We start from the raw sequence: 16,350 nt of genomic DNA, 5'->3' as shown, positions 1-16,350 counted from the left end.
ACGTTTTCACGTAGGTTTTTTTTCGTTGAGATGTGGAGCATATCGGAGTAGCTCTATTGGAATTCTTTAAAACATAATCTTCTTTAATGAAAAGCAAGATTCTTTAATTCAGTAACTAATGTGAAATAAAATCTATATTTTGTTTCCAAGCCGTTTCAAATAATTTCAAATTCGTGTGCATTTCGTGTGCAATTAATTATCTTTGAATAGATATAACTTACATTGGCAACACTTACATACTCCTATCGGTCAAAAAAACCCGTAGCGCGTCTTGAAATTAGACTTTCATTTCGTATTCCTGGTCAAAATCTGCATCCTAAAAGCGGTTTGGAAATGCCGTATTCTTTTTATGATAGATCTAGAATAGAGGTTTATAAGGAATTTTGGCTCGATTATAAAAAAGGCACGAAGTTCAAAGACGCATCTAAATTGTCTATAAAGCATAAGATCGACTCAGAGCTTCACCAAGCCACTCAATATGTTCTAGCCGAATTGGCAGACACATCTTTAACGATCGTTGATAAGAAGTGGCTCAAATCGACAATGAATCGATTTTACAGCTCCAAAAAAGAAAATGGAACTGATTCTATCCCTAAAGGTATCGTTGATTATTTTGATTATTATCTGAAGTCTCGAGAACATGATAGCGAGTCCCTGAAGAAAAAGTACAATACGATTAAGCGAAAGCTCATTAAATTCAACCCGGATCTTCAGATAAAAGATGTCGGAGAAAACTTCAAAAATGATTTCATTAGCTGGTCAAAAGCTGAACAATATTCTAAAAACACGACACAGAGAGATATTCGGTTTATCAAAACCGTAATAAAAAATGCTAGGATTAAAGGACTTGAAGTCAATAATGAATTTGAACTTTTACGATACGATCAGGAAAAGACGGCTAAAATATATCTAAATGTTGATGAACTCGAGAATATAAAAAAAGTTACTGATCTACCTGAATATCTTAAAAATGCTAGAGATTGGCTTTTGATTAGCTGCTTTACTGGCCAGAGGATTTCTGATTTCATGAGATTTGATAAAGGCATGTTACGTTCTGAGAACGGAATACGGCTTTTAGAGTTTACACAAAAAAAGACGCAAACTAATGTCTCTATTCCAGTTCTGAAACAAGTTGATGAGATATTGGAGGAAAGAGCAGGAAATTTTCCTAGAAAAATTAGTGATCAGCGCTATAATGAATATATCAAAAAAGTTTGCAAGAAAGCAGGAATTATAGAAAAGACCAAAGGCAAGTTGTCTAAAAACTTATCAGAAAATAAAGACACTACCAAAATGAGATCTATATCAGGATATTACTCAAAATGGAAACTTATCACGAGCCATATTGGGCGCCGCAGCTTTGCCACTAATTACTACGGAAAGATACCAACATCATTTCTAATTAACATTACTGGCCATAGCACCGAAAAACAATTCCTCGAGTACATTTCTAAAGGTCAAAAGGATCTAGCTTTGGATTCTTACAAATATTTTCAAGACCTGAATTAAACAACTTCCGCTATGATTGAATCATTAATTGATACTATAAGATCTGCTGAGAGAAATGCTCTGACTATCGCCTCAGAGGAGATTTCAATAGGTTTAGCATTGGATAATAGAGATTGTCTTAAAGAAGTAATAAATCAGAACGAAAAATGCACTAACATGTATAAGTCTCTCTGTTTTGAATTTGCAAAAAGTCTAAACCAGCCAGGATCACTCTATGTGGAATCAGATCGTATTCCGTTTATTGCAAAAGAAATATTCAAAGCGGTGAAATGGAATGTAGAAATGGCAATCGATGATAACGTGGCCATGGAAGAAGCCTTAAAGCTATTAAATTTGGAGCAGATTGTATACGAAAGTAAAAAATTGGAAATCAAAGCCAATAAATTTAAAACTTACCTCAGCAGATTAGATTCATTTAGAAAATCAGAAACAAGTAAAAAATCATCAATAAAAAATAGGTTAAAAATCCCGCAAATCGCTCTACTGAATTATTACTCTGGAATTCATATCAGCATGGATAACGCCAAACAAATCGCTGCAGATGCCGGATATAATTCTGAATTTTCTGGAAAAGGACTTTATCAAGATTACTTAGAATACGTGGAACCTTCTAAACGCAGAGGAGATCCTGGAAGCGAAAGAAAGCTTAAAAATAAAATCAAATTATTCAAAAGTTTAAGAGAATTGGTGTCTGAAAAATATATGGGTAATTTAGAAGCTGACATTTGCCATCTAGAGAAACTAAAAGAAACCCATTACTAAAATAGTAACCAGTTATAACCGGTTACGTAAAATCTCCCTGTTCATATTTGCATTGATAATTTAAATCTTGCACTATGAATAATCCATTTGAAGCTTTAGAGAAAAGGCTATCTAGTATCGAAACACTACTAATTGATATTAAGCAAAAGCCATTACAAAAAGAGAATACAGATCCATTACTCGACTTTCTTGAAAAGGAGAAAGCAATGGAAGTTTTAGGAGTTTCTCACACTACTCTTTGGCGTTGGGAAAAAGCAGGTAAACTTGTAAGTCGCGGAATCGGATCCAAACGATACTATAGCCGCTCCGAAATTATGAGCGTTCTCGAACCAAATAAATGAGCCATGGAAATCAATAAAGACAACCACGGCTCAAAATCTTTTGGAGAAGATAATAAGCTGCAAGTTACTGAAAACCATCCACACAAGACACAGGAAAAAATCATATTTAGCTACTTACTTGATAAGACAGCTACCAATTCCATGATATCTGTATCAACTGGTATAGCTCGAGCATCTATTTGTAAATCAAAAAGAAAACTTGAGGACCAGTGGAAACTCTTCGAGGTAAAAAAGGATGTATGCAAAGTAAGTGGGCATAAAGCTTCATTTCTAACAACTAATCCAAAGTTTATAGGAAATCAAATCTCATTACAAAATGGGTAAGCGTCCATCTAAAAATAAAATTAAGTATTTGAATTTTCCGATACAGATGCTTTCAGGCTTTCTAATCGATCATACATCTGTACTTAGCAACATAGCCCTATACGCAATTTATCAACATTCTTTAACTCTTAAACATGGCGAATACGACGATAAATTTCTGGCCTCGGCAAATTATTTTGGTTTAATGTATACTAATCGATGGAAAGCAGGAAATGAAGCTGTCAAATTCTTTGAAGATTTTACTGAAAAATATGGAACTAAAAATCCTATGGTTGGTATTAATCTTCAAATTTTCAACCAATATCTTAACGATGAAGAACCCTCAGAGTTCTCAAAAGCATGTCTTCTTGGATTCTTAGCATTGAAAAGCGTACTACAAAACAAATCATACTGCAAAATGACGAATTTATTTTGGTTGTCGAGGATGGATGGACGCGCAAAGAGCGTGACAAATCAATCAGAATTATCTCCTTTAATCAGAAAGTATCATAATGAATATCAAACAAAAAAAATTAAGAATGAGCTGCAGGATAACTGGAATTTAGTCCACTATGCAAGATACACCAGAGGGTTTTATGTGAGTTTCAAATTGAATAAAGAGGAATTGATATATCAAGCAGAACTAAGAAGGAAATCGACAAAGGAAAAGCAGAGAAGATTTGAAGAGAAAGTAATACTGGATAGAGTTATGGACCGAATAAATAATCCTGATTTGTGAATTCAAATATCACGACCATCAGACGGTCATAACACGACCTATAATAAGAGAGTTTTGAGACATATTTTTTTGATGTTGGAATAAAGTTGATTTAAATTTTTTTTACCACACGACCTATAAAAAGGTATTTCAATAAGATTCTCTAGTAATATTTTAAATAAAATTATAAAAGAAGATAGCGTAACATGCATCGCTCGCAAAATTTTAAAATCTATGAAAAGTCAAATAGTACAATATTTCGAGAGCCAAAAGGAAATCGAAATATCTCATTTAAACCAATCCAATTCTTTGCAAGTTGCTGGTGTTCCAGAAATAGAACTTGAAAGAGAAATAAGCAAAACCCGAACTAGAGACCGCATTCTGCAACTAGATCGACATATCAACGCAATTAACTTAATATCATAAACCACAATGAAAACTGAAGAAATCATTTACACAGAAACAATAGCTCTCAATAAGGCCAAAAGGCAGTTACCTTTAGCAGTGGCAGAGGCAAATAGAATGCTCCAAACCGTAACCGGAATAATTGGAGAATTAGATAAGGAGGAGAAGATCAAACTACTAAAAAAGGGAAGATCTCTAGTTATGGAAAAATTAAAAGACAAGTTTCTTTTTCCTAATGCCACTGAACAGTTCAATCTACAAAGTCTTGGAGTTGATCTTTCCGGGCTCAATAGAATTGAATACAGAAAATGGTCTGATTTTGATTTAGAGGTTGATGAAAATGGCAAATATATAGCTTCAGAGCGCCAGCCTTATTTTGAAACATTCATTCACCGAGTTAGAACTGAAAATCAAAAGAAAGCTGTAGATATTGCACAAAGAATGATCGAATTGGTTTCAGAACTTCAAAATAGTGGTTTAGGTGGCAATTTTAGTCTTGAGAAATCAGCACAAATAATGCCCCGGCTTTTAAGATATAACTATGATTCTAAAGGACAACTCGAACTGAACATTCAGGAGATCTGCATGTACATCAAATAATTATTACCATGGCAGAAAAAATAAAATTATTCGAAGCAGATATCGACACGGACGGTATAGTCAGAAAGTCGGTTGAGCTGAAGGAGGAAATTACGAAGCTTAAACTGGAACAACAAAAGCTAAAAGCTACAACCGGAGAAGCGAGCACAGAATTTATAAAATCAGAAGCTCAGCTTAAGAAGGTAAGCAAAGAGTATCGTCTTAATCAGAAGTTGGTTGAAAACCTCAGCGAATCCAATGGAAACCTCTTAAGTGTTGAGCAAAGACTGACCGCGGCATTAGGAAAAGAGGTTATATCAATCAACCAGGCAAACAAGAGTAACCGTGAACTAAAGGCAATTAGAAATGAGGTGAACGCTGAAACGGCTGAGGGCCAAAAAGCAATAAACCTGATCAACGAAAAGCTAAATGAAAACACGGAATTTGTAAGAAAGAATGTCTCTGCGCTAGAAGATCAGAAGATTAATATCGGTAATTACAAGCAGTCCGTAAAAGAAGCGATTGAGGAAAGTTCTTTGTTTCCTAGTGTACTCACCAATATAGGACAGGGTTTTGTCTCTGCAGCGAAATCAGCAGCTGCCTTCTTATTGACCCCAATAGGTGCAGTACTTGGTTTAATAGCCGGAGCATTTCTTTTAGTGCAGACCGCAATGGCAAAGAGCGAAGAAAAGACCAACTCGATTAAACGGGCCTTTTCCGCATTTACAGGAATTGCAAGTAAACTTTTTGGTGTCCTGGAACCCTTAGCCGATTTTCTTCTTGATGGAATAGTAAAAGGCCTGGAACTTGCTGAGGTTGCAATTTATAAAACTATCGATACAATCTCATCTGGTCTTGAACTACTTGGATTTGACGAACAGGCCGAACAGCTCCGAGCATTTAACAGTGAGGTCCAGCAAGGTGCCAAGGATGCAAAGGCACTTGCAGATGCTGAGGCTCAATTGGTCAAGGAACAGAGGAACAGTAGAAAGCTGCAAGCAGATTTTGAACGTGATGCTGAGAAGCTTAGGCAGATCCGTGACAATGAGAACCTATCAATCAAAGAGCGTAAAGAAGCTAATGAAGAACTAGGCCGTGTACTTCAAAAACAACAAGAGGAGGAACTGAGAATTGCAAAGCTCTCACTTCAGACAATATCGGCCAGAATCATTCTTGAGGGCGAATCAAATGCATTACTGGATCAGCGCGCTGAAAGTTTGGGTAACATAGCAGATATCGAAAACAGAATAACTGGCCAGCTTTCTGAACAGCTTACTGAACGCGTTGCCCTAGAACGAGAAGCAGCTGATCAAGCTCGAGAGGCATCTGAAAAACGCATCGAGAAAGCCGAGCAGGAACTGGAACTTTTAAGGGAACAAAGGAGATTTAACGCAGAGTCACTTGAGGAACTTAAATTTTTTGCTAATGAAGAAACTAAAATACTTCAGCAAAAGCTTGAGACAAATATTATCACACAAACCGAGTACAATACAGAAATTTTGAAGCTCGACAATGATCTTATAGAAGCGAAGAAAATTGCAAACGAAAAGGAGTTTGAAAGAATTTTGGCTTTTGAGGAACAAAAGAAGGTCCTGCAGGAGGAGATTGATCTTAGGAATATTGAAGATGCCAACGAAAAGGCTATTGCCAAAGCTGAACTAGATTTCGAAAAACAAGTACTCGAGCTTGAGAACTTACAGCTCAACGAAGAACAGAAAACGGAGCTTTTGGCCCTGATGGAAACCAATAGAAACGGTATTATCAACGATATAAAGCAAAAGGCTTTAGATCAACAGCTAGAAGCCTACAAAGCATTTTCTCAAGCTGAAATAGATGCCAGAAGGGCAAATGCTGAGGAATCAGCTGCAATCGCATCTCAGTTGACATCTATACTAACAGGTCTGCTGGGCGATAGCTTAGGGGCTAAATTGGCAGCTTTGGCCATTGATGCAGCAATACAGGTCGGTTTAGTTTCGAGCACGTCAGCTGCTTCTCAGGCTACAAATTTGGCTCAGGCTGCTGCAGCTTTACCACCCCCATTTAATTCTGCACTTATAGGTATTGCAGTTGGACAGAATACAGCAATTCAAGCTAGTAGTTCAAAGGCAATATCGAAAATTTTAACAAGCAGCGCCTTGAAAGGTCTAACTGCAGTAGCAGGAAAAGTCAAGTTTCAAGACGGCGGTGCTATGGATATCGGTGGAAACCGTCACAGTTCTGGAGGCACTAAATTTTATGGTGAAGACGGTACCGCTTTTGAAGCTGAGAAAGGCGAAAAGATGTTTATCTTAAATCGCCAGGCAAGTGCAGCACTTGGTCCAACATTATCTCATATAAATCAAGCTTATGGAGGAGTTGCTCTATCAAGGCCAGCATCATATCTGGCAGCCGGAGGCCAAGTCCTAAGATCGAACAAATCAGGAACATCAAATATTGATATATCTAAGCTTAGTGAAGCAATGACAAATGCAGTAGAAGCTGGAGCCGAAAGAGGATCTCGAAGCGGATCTAGGAGCGGTTCTGCTTCAGGTACCTATTCTGGGATAGTTGATCGTCAAGATAACGAAGCTATAGCAGCTGGAGCAAATTTTTAATTTAACTAAACCCAATAATATTATGAAAACCTCAATTAAAACTGCACAGAATGGTGCAAATGAATTATTAAAAGTGCTAAATCGTGTCCAAATGAACTACCGAGAGGCAGGTATTTTGCAAGAAAACACACATTTCGGCACTAAAAAGACCAAATCAGGCACTAAAACGACACAAAAAAATCAAGTTGTTAAAACAAAAAAATCAGATAGGTACGATCCGGTTAAAGCCAAAAGACTACGTGCTTCGAAAAAGATCGTTAAGACCAGTAAACGATCTAGAACTTACGGTACCATGATGGACGGAGCTGGCAAATCGACTATAATTAAAAAGGAAAGCATGTCTCCTTACAACCCAGCTTTACTAAGAAAATATAGAGAAGATCGAAATGATAGTTTATGAGTTTGTAGAGTTTGTGGATAGTGAATTCAAGACCATTAAAAGGTTTTTTGATGTTTCAGAGGACTCATTTAGCCACTACGGAAAATCGCATTTTATTGTGGTTTCAAAAGAGTGGCGTTTAAAGAAGATTATAGAGGATTTCACCATAGCTAAAGGTGCATTGGATTTCAAAATAACCAAAAGTCCGACTTTCAATTATACTAAAGTCGTGGATATTCTCTATAATCCCAAAGTTAAAAACATCCCTGGTCAAATCAACCTATTGAATTTTGATGTGCCTATTGAGCTCGCTGCCTACTATAGATTCTACTGTACATATTATTTGGGCAAAAAGGAGTTTAGGGATAAGTCTTGGAAAATGAATGATTATGATGAGTTCATCAATACAGCAGAATCAAAACCATGTCTAAATTGATAAAGGATTTAGGATAAAAAAATGTCCAGTAATCAAATGTATTACTGGACATTGCATTTTAGTGCCTATAAGAGAAAATGTCTCAAAACGTCACGGTTGAAAACTATATTTCTCATGGCTGACTTATCAATGGATAGGTGTCTAATTTATATTTATCTAACAGTAAGTTATCAGTTCGCAAAATGATCTTGCTTAAAAAGGTATTTATGCCAAAAAGCTTCTGGTAAGAAAAAGTTATCATTCCCTCTTGATCTTTGAATTCTGAATACAAATTCTGAAATTCTTTATTTATATAACCTCTATTGTGCACAATCAGGTTTCTCTGTTTTATGAGCATTTCTATTTCTTTGGATTCTGTTTCTTCATAAAGCTCTACTCCTAATCGATCATAGAAGTATTTTCTAATACTGGTGACATTTCCATAAAAAAGTTTTTCTATTTTCTTTTCTGTGAAATCTGAAAGAAAGTCATCTAGTGTGCTATGTTTTAACACGTTTTCAATTGATACAGTTTCCTTGGAAGATAAAATTTTAGGTTGCTTTACGATAATCTCGGCCAAAATAGACTTAAGATAATTAAGAAAGTTATCACTCAATCTGGAGTATACCATCTGATTTAAGATAATTTTATAAGTATCGCTCTTGAACAATTCCTCACTATCGCTCTCATCCAGAAATCTATATATGAAATGGTCCTTCCATTCGGTAGCACTTCCTTGCGTTAACATGCTTTGTTTTAAAGATTCTGTGTGAGGAGGAGATGCCATTTCGAAATAGATCAACAAGAAATGTAACATTGCTGATTCATTTGCAAATTCATTATATGAAGCCGTATGTTGCATGGTATTTTATTTTAACATGTTCTTTTTTCTTTTGGCCAGAATGGCTTGACGATGTTCCGGTGACAGGGCATTTTTAGAATAAGAGCTGTCCGAACCACCAGACAGCTCTTCCCTTAGTGCAGCAGCATCTTCAAAAAGACGTTGTGCATTAATCTCAATTTCTTGGAGCCTTTTGAGAATGTCCTCTTTCTTCATTAATGATCATTTTCCTTGACTGTAATCCAATACTGGATATCTTTGATTTCAACATTCAAGTAATCACAAAGTGATTTAAGTCTCGAGTTTGATAGCCTAGATACATCCTGCCTACCCTCAGCTACTTTTTGCATGTTATAGTATTGGGTCCTACTGATTATATAATTGACGTCATCTCTTAGTAGAGATCCTGGCTTCAGTTTCTTACTTTTTAAGTCCTTATCTATAAGTCTTAAAAGCTCAGCATAAAACGCTGCTTCTTTCAATAATTCTGATTTCATAAGACAAATGTAAACAAAAAGTATCAAATATAATGTACATAAAGTTTGGCAGTTAAATATTGTACATTATATTTGTACAATATTAATTTAATCCGATCCCTTATGATTTACAATCTATTACCTAATCAAAATGAGTTGCACGTATTACCGGTATACTCAAAATTATCAACAGAACAAAAACTGAGCATCGCGTTAAGTTATGGTTTAGTAGATTACTCTTTGAAAGAACATAAGCATTTCGACATGGCCAGCCGTGCACCAAAATTTGAGCATTACTGCTATGTATTTAAATACAAATCTATAATTCTGAAGAAAAAATGAAAACACTGCACGTCATCAAAGCAAATGAGATCCATATCTCACCAGTCCATGAAAAACTATCAGAGTCGGAACTGGACATTATCGCGCTAGAAAATGGTCTCGAGAAATATCATGTACAAAAGAAGAAATTCCATGAAAAAGTAAATGGAAAAATGGAATTTCGATATTACACTTACATTTTTATATCAAAGGATTGATTATATTTGAATGTCCATGGTATCCAAATGGAGCCACCGTAAGTGGTTATATCAAAAAAAGAGAGCTGTCTAAAGGCTCTCTTTTTATTTACGTGTGAAATTAGTGTGCAAAAATCACTAACTTAAAAATCTAATACTCTTATTTACAGAACAGTACTAACTCAACTCTGTGGAGCATATCGGATTCGAACCGATGACCTCTACGCTGCCAGCGTAGCGCTCTAGCCAACTGAGCTAATGCCCCAGATTAAGAATGTCAAATATAGGTTTTTATTTCAATCCGCTCAACACCAAAACAGGTAAAGTGGCACTATGAAAATCTTTTTTCAAAATGGTGTTGCTTTCCCAAAGCTTGGTAAAAAAACCACGCTTTCGTCTTACCACACATAGTAAATCAGGTTTGTTTTCTTTGTAATGTTCCAAAACACCTTGAAATGTGGTAGCATTTTCACTTTTAAGTGTTTTTGCAGTCAACGCTTTTAATTGGTCACTAACGTCAAAATCACCGTCATTATGAAATGGTGTCTTTACCAACAATAACGTTATTTGAGAGTGAAATTGATCCTTAATACTCCGTAAAGGTAGCAAAGAGTCTTCGCGTTTTAGAATGGCCGATTTTAAGGCGAATAGTATATTTTCAATCGGTCTAAATTGATATCCTTCTGGTACAATCAATGCTGGTATATCTGTTTGCTTCACAATTTTTCCTGAAGTTTTACCCAAATACACCTCATCTTTTATAGAGTTTGTTCTTGGCTCTAACAATATCAAATCGATATCTAGTGCATTACAGGCAAGCTCGAGGGTATCCACAAGTTTTCCCTTAAATGTTTTGACAATGACCTCTACCCCATTGGTATCAATTTTGGAAACATGCTGCTTTAAGAAAGCGGCACTCTCACGCTCTAAAATGTGATCTATTTTTACTAAAGTTCCAGCTTTTGTGTATACATTATAAATTTGCACCACAAATAATTTTGCGCCAAATGCTCTAGCAAAATCAACCGCATATTGTAAATGACTTTCTGCATTTTTAGATGAACCTACAGGAACAAGAATCGACTTCATAATCAAATATTTAAAAGGTAACTTTGCTTAAAATAGTTCGCAAAGATAATTAAAATTTTATCGACAATACCGCTACTCATACTTTGTAATTTTATGATTCGTAAAGCCCATACTTATGACGTTGACACTCTAATGTCTATCACATCTGCCTGTGCCAAACACTTAATCTCTAAGGGCGTTTTTCAATGGAATGAGCACTACCCCAATAGCGCTGCATTTTATAAGGACATCAAACGCGATGAGCTTTATGTTTACGATGTCAATGGTACCATAATGGGTTGTGTGACCATTTCTAAAGTTATGGATGATGACTATATTGAGGTAGATTGGTTAACCCCTAATCAAGACAATCTCTACATTCATAGATTGGCCGTTCACCCAAAGCATCAAGGCAAAGGATTGGCTCAAGAACTTATGGATTTTGCAGAAGATCTTGCCATAAAAACAGAAGCGCCTTCCGTGAGATTAGATACTTTTTCTAAAAACCAGCGGAACCAAAAATTTTACGAACTTCGTGGCTATCAAAAATTGGGAGTCATCTATTTTCCGAAGCAAAGCGAACACCCATTTTATTGTTACGAACTGATACTTTGAGCGCAGATATTTCTTTTAAAAACATCAATAGACTAGCTATTCCTGCTCTAATTGCAGGAGTGGCAGAACCTGTACTTTCTCTAACGGATACTGCAATTATTGGAAATGTAGATCTTAATGCTACCGAATCTTTGGCAGCCGTTGGCATTGTTGGCACATTTTTATCGATGCTCATCTGGGTGTTTGGACAAACCAGAAGCGCCATTTCATCTCTAGTCTCTCGCTATTTGGGCGCCAATGACTTAGACTCTATAAAATCACTGCCGGCACAGGCCATGTTTATCATGACCGTATTAAGCGCTGTTATTATTGTATTGACATATCCGTTCGCCGAGGGTATTTTTAAACTCTATAATGCAGAAAACCTCATTTTAGACTACAGTGCCACATATTATAGAATTAGGGTATTTGGCTTTCCGTTTACCTTGCTCACCATTGCCGTTTTTGGAACCTTCCGGGGCTTGCAAAATACATTTTATCCAATGATCATAGCGATTGTTGGTGCAGCCTTAAACATCATTTTGGACGTTATCTTGGTTTATGGCATCCAAGGCTATGTGCAACCTATGTACATTGAAGGTGCCGCCTATGCTAGCGTGATCGCTCAGTTCGTCATGGCCGCACTCTCAATAATATACCTTTTGAAAAAAACGGATATTCCTTTGAGATTTACATTTCCGTGGAATAAAGAGATCAAGAATTTTATGTTGATGATTCTTAATCTTTTTGTGCGTACCCTTGCTTTAAATGTCACCTTGTATTTTGCCACTCGCTTTGCAACAGGATACGGTAAATCTTATATAGCGGCCTATACTATTGCTATTAACTTATGGTTTTTAGGCGCTTTTATTATTGATGGTTACGCCAGTGCTGGCAATATTTTATCCGGAAAATTGCTGGGCTCAAAATCTTATGCCGAATTGATAAAACTTAGCAATACATTGATTAAATACGGCATTTTCTGCGGAATGATTCTCGCCGCATTGGGAGCGCTTTTTTATAGGCCCATAGGACGGATTTTTACTCAAGAACCCAATGTACTCGATCAGTTTTATAATGTGTTTTGGATCATTCTCCTCATGCAACCCCTATGTGCGCTCGCCTTCATTTTTGATGGGATGTTTAAAGGTATGGGTAAGATGAAATTTTTAAGAAATCTGCTATTAATGGCCACCGGACTCGTTTTTATACCCATCCTGTTCTTCCTAGACCAGTTTAACTTGAAACTCTATGGTATTTTTATAGCGCTAACGTTTTGGATGATGGCCCGCGGCATCCCTCTTATCTTAAAATTTAGACAACTGTTCTTAGCAAAAGCAGAAAAAGAATAACTTTGAAAACATAAATCTATTTAAACCATCAGCTATGGATATCATGTCTTTTATGAGCGGCAGCGGCCTATTTCTAATTTTAGCAATAGTACTGGTTATCGTTTACTTCTACAATCGAAACAAAAACCGATAGTTAACGGGTCTTGAGCCAGCCCGTAATACTTAAGCGTTGGGTGCTCACAGTCTTAACCTCGTGTTCAATAATTTGACTTTCAAAAATGACCATACGTCCTGGTAGCGGATAGATGATTTTGGGCACCTCTTCTACGTCATTATTAAGATAAAGTACCAATTCCCCACCATTCTCGGGTTGCCAATCCTCATCGTTTAAATAGCAAACTATTGATAATTTTCTACGATCATCGTTTTGAAATGTATCAATATGGCGTTTATAAAAGGTTCCTGTAGGGTAAAGGGCGTAGTGAAATTCTTTTTGAAGAATGCCCATAAAACAGGTTCTATTAAGATAGGCCACCATATCATTAATCTGATCATAAAACAGCCCTTCTGCCCTATTGGCAAGAACTTCTTCGATCCATAAAATATGATCGCCACGAATAGACTTTACAATAGTTTCATTGACCCTGTTTCCAATGGCAGCTTTTTTAAACCGATCTTCCTCAAGTTTTGTGATGAGAGACTGGCGCAGTAATGCAACGGTTTCCGAAGGAAAAAAATCGTCAACTATACAATACTTATGACTGCCTATTTCAGCAATAATCCGTTCGTAAACCTCATTTTCTACAAATGCAATATCTTCAAAAATCGAATTCATGCCTTTAATTAAATAACTATCAAACAAACGGTTAACTACTTAGTGACTTCAGTAAAGCCCGCAAATGTAGTCTAAATTCATATTGCTTTTACAAAATGAATATCTTTGCACCGAAAATCATAAGACAATGAGTAACATTCGTATCACCAAACAATTTTCTTTTGAAACCGGTCATGCCCTTTACGGTTATGATGGCAAGTGTAAAAATGTACACGGGCATAGTTATCGGTTGGATGTGACCGTCATAGGGAAACCCATAAGTGATAAGACCAACGTAAAATTTGGGATGGTGATTGATTTTGGCGATCTGAAAAAAATTGTCAAAGAAGAGATTGTAGACGTGTTTGATCATGCCACAGTCTTCAATAAAAACACACCACATATTGAACTTGCCAAAGAACTATCCGATCGCGATCATAATGTATTGCTGGTAGATTATCAACCTACGAGCGAAATGATGGTAATTGATTTTGCTGAAAAGATAAAAAACCGATTACCAGAAACGATTATGTTACACTCCTTAAAGCTTCAAGAAACGGCAACGTCTTATGCTCAGTGGTTTGCCTCTGATAATTAGAACGATAACTGATTATAAGTTAAGATCAAAATCACTCTAAACCGTTGAAACCAACTATACGCTTAACAACTAATGAAGGTCCCTAAAGGAAAAAAAATATACTTTGCATCAGACAATCATTTGGGCGCGCCCACAACTGAAGCCTCCTTGCCTCGTGAAAAAAAGTTTGTCGCTTGGTTAGATACCATAAAACAAGATGCTGCAGCCATTTTTCTTCTTGGTGATCTTTTTGATTTTTGGTTTGAATATGGTACCGTTGTGCCCAAAGGCTTTGTAAGAACTTTGGGAAAACTGGCTGAAATTAGCGATTCTGGCATTCCGATTTATTTTTTTGTGGGCAATCATGATCTTTGGATGAACGGCTATTTTGAGAAAGAACTAAATATCCCTGTTTATCACAAACCAAAGGAATTTACCTTTAACGATACCTCATTTTACATTGCTCATGGCGATGGATTGGGGCCTTTTGACAAAGGCTATAAATTCATGAAAACAATTTTCACAAATCCAGTGTTTAAGTTTCTTTTTAAGTGGTTACACCCCGACATTGGTATGCGGGTAGCACAGTATCTTTCGGTAAAAAACAAATTGATTTCTGGTGAGCACGATGCTAAGTTTCTAGGAGAGGATAAAGAATGGCTCATACAATACAGCAAATCTAAACTAGAAGAATCCCATTTTGATTATTTCATTTATGGGCATCGGCATCTTCCTATGGAAGTAGAGCTTAATGCTGAAAGTCATTCCAAATATGTGAATTTAGGAGATTGGATAGATTATTTCACCTACGGTGTGTTTGATGGCGACCATTTTGAATTGAAAACGTTTAAAGCTTAAAATCAATCTTCTCTCTCGTGCTCTTCCATATCCTTTCTTAAATCCAGTTTTCTAAAAGATGGAGATAAAAACCCTGTAGCAGTCACCGTTATCAAGGTCATTGTCCCTCCAAAAACCACAGCGGTAACAGCACCCATAAGTTTTGCGGTAACACCACTTTCAAAGGCACCAAGTTCATTAGAAGAGCCTACAAACATAGAGTTTACAGAGGCTACGCGACCTCTCATATGATCAGGTGTTTTGAGCTGTAAGATGGTTTGACGAATCACCATTGAAACTCCATCGGTCACCCCACTGAAAAATAAGGCGACAACCGAAATCCAAAATACCGAGGACAGACCAAATACAATGATACAAACCCCAAAACCAAACACCGCGACAAGCAATTTCATTCCTGCGTTTTTACTTATGGGAATATAAGCGGTGATTAACATGGTTAAAAATGCACCAACTGCAGGTGCAGAGCGCAAGACCCCAAAACCTTCGGGACCCACTTTTAAAATATCTTGTGCAAAAACAGGCAACAGTGCCACTGCCCCACCAAAAAGTACGGCAATCATATCTAAAGTTAGGGCACCCAACACGGCCTTCGTATTAAATACAAATTTGAGTCCTTCTGCTAAACTCTGCATGACAGGCTCTCCAATTTTTGGATTGAGAATAGGTTTCTTCTTAATTCTTAGCAGAATAAAAAAAGATAGTACCACGAGACCAAAAATGATACAAAGTGACCAATGTACACCTATCCAATTTATAGAAAACCCTGCAAAAGCTGGCCCTAAAACCGAGGCCATTTGCCAAGTAGAACTGCTCCAAGTCGCTGCATTTGGGTAGACTTTCTTCGGAACGATAAGCGCAATTAAAGAGAAAATGGTAGGTCCAAAGAACGATCTCACAAAACCACCAAAAAATACCAGCGCATAAACACAGTAAAGAATCGTGTTGGTCTCCCAACCATCTGTAATTTTTGGCCAGGTAAGCAAGAATAATCCCAGGCTTATGAGTGAGAAAAAAGAGATGGTCACCGCTAGCAGATTTCGTTTTTCCCTTTGATCAACAATATGTCCCGCAAAGAGCGCCATGGTTAATGCAGGAATGATTTCCATAAGACCAATAATACCAAGGGATAAAGGATCTTTGGTTAAGGAATACACTTCCCATTCAATCACAATAAACTGCATGGACCACCCAAAGACGAGAAAAAAGCGCACCAATAAAAAGGTGTTGAATTCTTTAAATCTTAAGGAGGCGTATGGATCTTTTTTTGTCAAGTGAGCGTTATTAGTAAACCCATCAGCGTTGTGGTC

General features: G+C 36.8%; 20 protein-coding genes and 1 tRNA gene. 14 read left to right on the top strand and 7 right to left on the bottom strand.

Annotated elements, in window-relative coordinates:
- Positions 1-222: 222 nt before the first annotated feature.
- The 9 genes from P176_RS19185 to P176_RS0108955 all read left to right on the top strand — a co-directional run bounded on the left by P176_RS19185 (position 223) and on the right by P176_RS0108955 (position 8,026).
- Positions 223-1,509 (top strand): phage integrase SAM-like domain-containing protein, encoded by a 1,287-nt coding sequence (locus tag P176_RS19185; protein ID WP_051605440.1) that lies wholly within the window; start codon positions 223-225, stop codon positions 1,507-1,509.
- A 12-nt stretch (positions 1,510-1,521) separates the two neighbouring features.
- Entirely contained in the window at positions 1,522-2,271 is a 750-nt protein-coding gene (locus tag P176_RS0108995) for a hypothetical protein (RefSeq protein ID WP_026754400.1), read from the top strand.
- 74 nt (positions 2,272-2,345) lie between these two features.
- Positions 2,346-2,612, top strand: coding sequence for a helix-turn-helix domain-containing protein (locus P176_RS19180; RefSeq protein WP_051605439.1), 267 nt, complete (start codon positions 2,346-2,348; stop codon positions 2,610-2,612).
- A 3-nt stretch (positions 2,613-2,615) separates the two neighbouring features.
- Positions 2,616-2,936, top strand: coding sequence for a hypothetical protein (locus P176_RS0108985; protein ID WP_051605438.1), 321 nt, complete (start codon positions 2,616-2,618; stop codon positions 2,934-2,936).
- Positions 2,929-3,654, top strand: coding sequence for a hypothetical protein (locus tag P176_RS0108980; protein WP_026754398.1), 726 nt, complete (start codon positions 2,929-2,931; stop codon positions 3,652-3,654). The genes P176_RS0108985 and P176_RS0108980 overlap by 8 nt, the downstream gene beginning before the upstream one ends.
- Positions 3,655-4,065: 411 nt before the next feature.
- A complete protein-coding gene (locus P176_RS0108970; protein WP_026754396.1) occupies positions 4,066-4,638 on the top strand; it encodes a hypothetical protein in 573 nt (190 codons plus the stop codon).
- Positions 4,639-4,646: 8 nt separating this feature from the next.
- Complete coding sequence (locus tag P176_RS0108965; RefSeq protein WP_026754395.1) at positions 4,647-7,211, top strand: hypothetical protein; 2,565 nt, start codon at positions 4,647-4,649, stop codon at positions 7,209-7,211.
- A 22-nt stretch (positions 7,212-7,233) separates the two neighbouring features.
- Complete coding sequence (locus tag P176_RS0108960) at positions 7,234-7,611, top strand: hypothetical protein (RefSeq protein WP_026754394.1); 378 nt, start codon at positions 7,234-7,236, stop codon at positions 7,609-7,611.
- Complete coding sequence (locus tag P176_RS0108955) at positions 7,598-8,026, top strand: hypothetical protein (RefSeq protein ID WP_026754393.1); 429 nt, start codon at positions 7,598-7,600, stop codon at positions 8,024-8,026. Before P176_RS0108960 ends, P176_RS0108955 begins: the two co-directional genes overlap by 14 nt.
- Positions 8,027-8,138: 112 nt before the next feature.
- On the opposite strand, the gene P176_RS0108950 is transcribed toward P176_RS0108955, so the two are convergent.
- From P176_RS0108950 to P176_RS0108940, 3 genes are read right to left on the bottom strand one after another with little or no spacing between them, the layout of a single operon-like run.
- Positions 8,139-8,867, bottom strand: coding sequence for a hypothetical protein (locus P176_RS0108950; protein WP_026754392.1), 729 nt, complete (start codon positions 8,865-8,867; stop codon positions 8,139-8,141).
- A gap of 6 nt (positions 8,868-8,873) precedes the next feature.
- Entirely contained in the window at positions 8,874-9,062 is a 189-nt protein-coding gene (locus tag P176_RS0108945; RefSeq protein ID WP_026754391.1) for a hypothetical protein, read from the bottom strand.
- Positions 9,062-9,343: a hypothetical protein gene (locus tag P176_RS0108940; RefSeq protein ID WP_026754390.1), complete on the bottom strand. Its 282-nt coding sequence runs from the start codon at positions 9,341-9,343 to the stop codon at positions 9,062-9,064. Before P176_RS0108940 ends, P176_RS0108945 begins: the two co-directional genes overlap by 1 nt.
- Before the next feature lie 317 nt (positions 9,344-9,660).
- On the opposite strand from P176_RS0108940, the gene P176_RS0108930 reads away from it, so the two are divergent.
- Positions 9,661-9,861, top strand: a complete 201-nt coding sequence (locus tag P176_RS0108930; protein ID WP_026754388.1) for a hypothetical protein — start codon at positions 9,661-9,663, stop codon at positions 9,859-9,861.
- Positions 9,862-10,031: 170 nt separating this feature from the next.
- Here P176_RS0108930 and P176_RS0108925 read toward each other — a convergent pair.
- Both P176_RS0108925 and P176_RS0108920 read right to left on the bottom strand, forming a co-directional pair.
- Positions 10,032-10,105, bottom strand: a tRNA-Ala gene (locus tag P176_RS0108925).
- 26 nt (positions 10,106-10,131) lie between these two features.
- Positions 10,132-10,929 (bottom strand): universal stress protein, encoded by a 798-nt coding sequence (locus P176_RS0108920; RefSeq protein WP_026754387.1) that lies wholly within the window; start codon positions 10,927-10,929, stop codon positions 10,132-10,134.
- 93 nt (positions 10,930-11,022) lie between these two features.
- Between P176_RS0108920 and P176_RS0108915 the strand changes: the two genes are divergently transcribed.
- On the top strand, positions 11,023-11,523 hold the full coding sequence (locus P176_RS0108915; protein WP_026754386.1) for a GNAT family N-acetyltransferase: 501 nt from the start codon (positions 11,023-11,025) through the stop codon (positions 11,521-11,523).
- Complete coding sequence (locus tag P176_RS0108910) at positions 11,520-12,854, top strand: MATE family efflux transporter (protein ID WP_026754385.1); 1,335 nt, start codon at positions 11,520-11,522, stop codon at positions 12,852-12,854. The genes P176_RS0108915 and P176_RS0108910 overlap by 4 nt, the downstream gene beginning before the upstream one ends.
- Before the next feature lie 133 nt (positions 12,855-12,987).
- On the opposite strand, the gene P176_RS0108905 is transcribed toward P176_RS0108910, so the two are convergent.
- Positions 12,988-13,629, bottom strand: a complete 642-nt coding sequence (locus tag P176_RS0108905; protein ID WP_026754384.1) for a 2OG-Fe(II) oxygenase — start codon at positions 13,627-13,629, stop codon at positions 12,988-12,990.
- Positions 13,630-13,756: 127 nt separating this feature from the next.
- On the opposite strand from P176_RS0108905, the gene P176_RS0108900 reads away from it, so the two are divergent.
- Positions 13,757-14,206: a 6-carboxytetrahydropterin synthase gene (locus P176_RS0108900; protein WP_026754383.1), complete on the top strand. Its 450-nt coding sequence runs from the start codon at positions 13,757-13,759 to the stop codon at positions 14,204-14,206.
- A gap of 72 nt (positions 14,207-14,278) precedes the next feature.
- Entirely contained in the window at positions 14,279-15,043 is a 765-nt protein-coding gene (locus P176_RS0108895) for a UDP-2,3-diacylglucosamine diphosphatase (RefSeq protein WP_026754382.1), read from the top strand.
- Positions 15,044-15,045: 2 nt separating this feature from the next.
- Here P176_RS0108895 and P176_RS0108890 read toward each other — a convergent pair whose 3' ends face one another.
- Entirely contained in the window at positions 15,046-16,314 is a 1,269-nt protein-coding gene (locus P176_RS0108890) for an MFS transporter (protein ID WP_026754381.1), read from the bottom strand.
- Positions 16,315-16,350 lie beyond the last annotated feature (36 nt).

Source organism: Sediminibacter sp. Hel_I_10, assembly GCF_000688335.1.
Lineage (GTDB): Bacteria > Bacteroidota > Bacteroidia > Flavobacteriales > Flavobacteriaceae > Psychroserpens.
Note: the sequence above shows the minus strand (reverse complement) of the source record. Positions and strands in the feature narration are given on the sequence as shown.

Coding starts and splice junctions, on each gene's coding strand:
- P176_RS0108995 (WP_026754400.1), top strand. CDS start 1,522: ATGATTGAATCATTAATTGATACTATAAGATCTGCTGAGAGAAATGCT.
- P176_RS19180 (WP_051605439.1), top strand. CDS start 2,346: ATGAATAATCCATTTGAAGCTTTAGAGAAAAGGCTATCTAGTATCGAA.
- P176_RS0108985 (WP_051605438.1), top strand. CDS start 2,616: ATGGAAATCAATAAAGACAACCACGGCTCAAAATCTTTTGGAGAAGAT.
- P176_RS0108980 (WP_026754398.1), top strand. CDS start 2,929: ATGGGTAAGCGTCCATCTAAAAATAAAATTAAGTATTTGAATTTTCCG.
- P176_RS0108970 (WP_026754396.1), top strand. CDS start 4,066: ATGAAAACTGAAGAAATCATTTACACAGAAACAATAGCTCTCAATAAG.
- P176_RS0108965 (WP_026754395.1), top strand. CDS start 4,647: ATGGCAGAAAAAATAAAATTATTCGAAGCAGATATCGACACGGACGGT.
- P176_RS0108960 (WP_026754394.1), top strand. CDS start 7,234: ATGAAAACCTCAATTAAAACTGCACAGAATGGTGCAAATGAATTATTA.
- P176_RS0108955 (WP_026754393.1), top strand. CDS start 7,598: ATGATAGTTTATGAGTTTGTAGAGTTTGTGGATAGTGAATTCAAGACC.
- P176_RS0108950 (WP_026754392.1), bottom strand. CDS start 8,867: ATGCAACATACGGCTTCATATAATGAATTTGCAAATGAATCAGCAATG.
- P176_RS0108945 (WP_026754391.1), bottom strand. CDS start 9,062: ATGAAGAAAGAGGACATTCTCAAAAGGCTCCAAGAAATTGAGATTAAT.
- P176_RS0108940 (WP_026754390.1), bottom strand. CDS start 9,343: ATGAAATCAGAATTATTGAAAGAAGCAGCGTTTTATGCTGAGCTTTTA.
- P176_RS0108930 (WP_026754388.1), top strand. CDS start 9,661: ATGAAAACACTGCACGTCATCAAAGCAAATGAGATCCATATCTCACCA.
- P176_RS0108920 (WP_026754387.1), bottom strand. CDS start 10,929: ATGAAGTCGATTCTTGTTCCTGTAGGTTCATCTAAAAATGCAGAAAGT.
- P176_RS0108915 (WP_026754386.1), top strand. CDS start 11,023: ATGATTCGTAAAGCCCATACTTATGACGTTGACACTCTAATGTCTATC.
- P176_RS0108905 (WP_026754384.1), bottom strand. CDS start 13,629: ATGAATTCGATTTTTGAAGATATTGCATTTGTAGAAAATGAGGTTTAC.
- P176_RS0108900 (WP_026754383.1), top strand. CDS start 13,757: ATGAGTAACATTCGTATCACCAAACAATTTTCTTTTGAAACCGGTCAT.
- P176_RS0108895 (WP_026754382.1), top strand. CDS start 14,279: ATGAAGGTCCCTAAAGGAAAAAAAATATACTTTGCATCAGACAATCAT.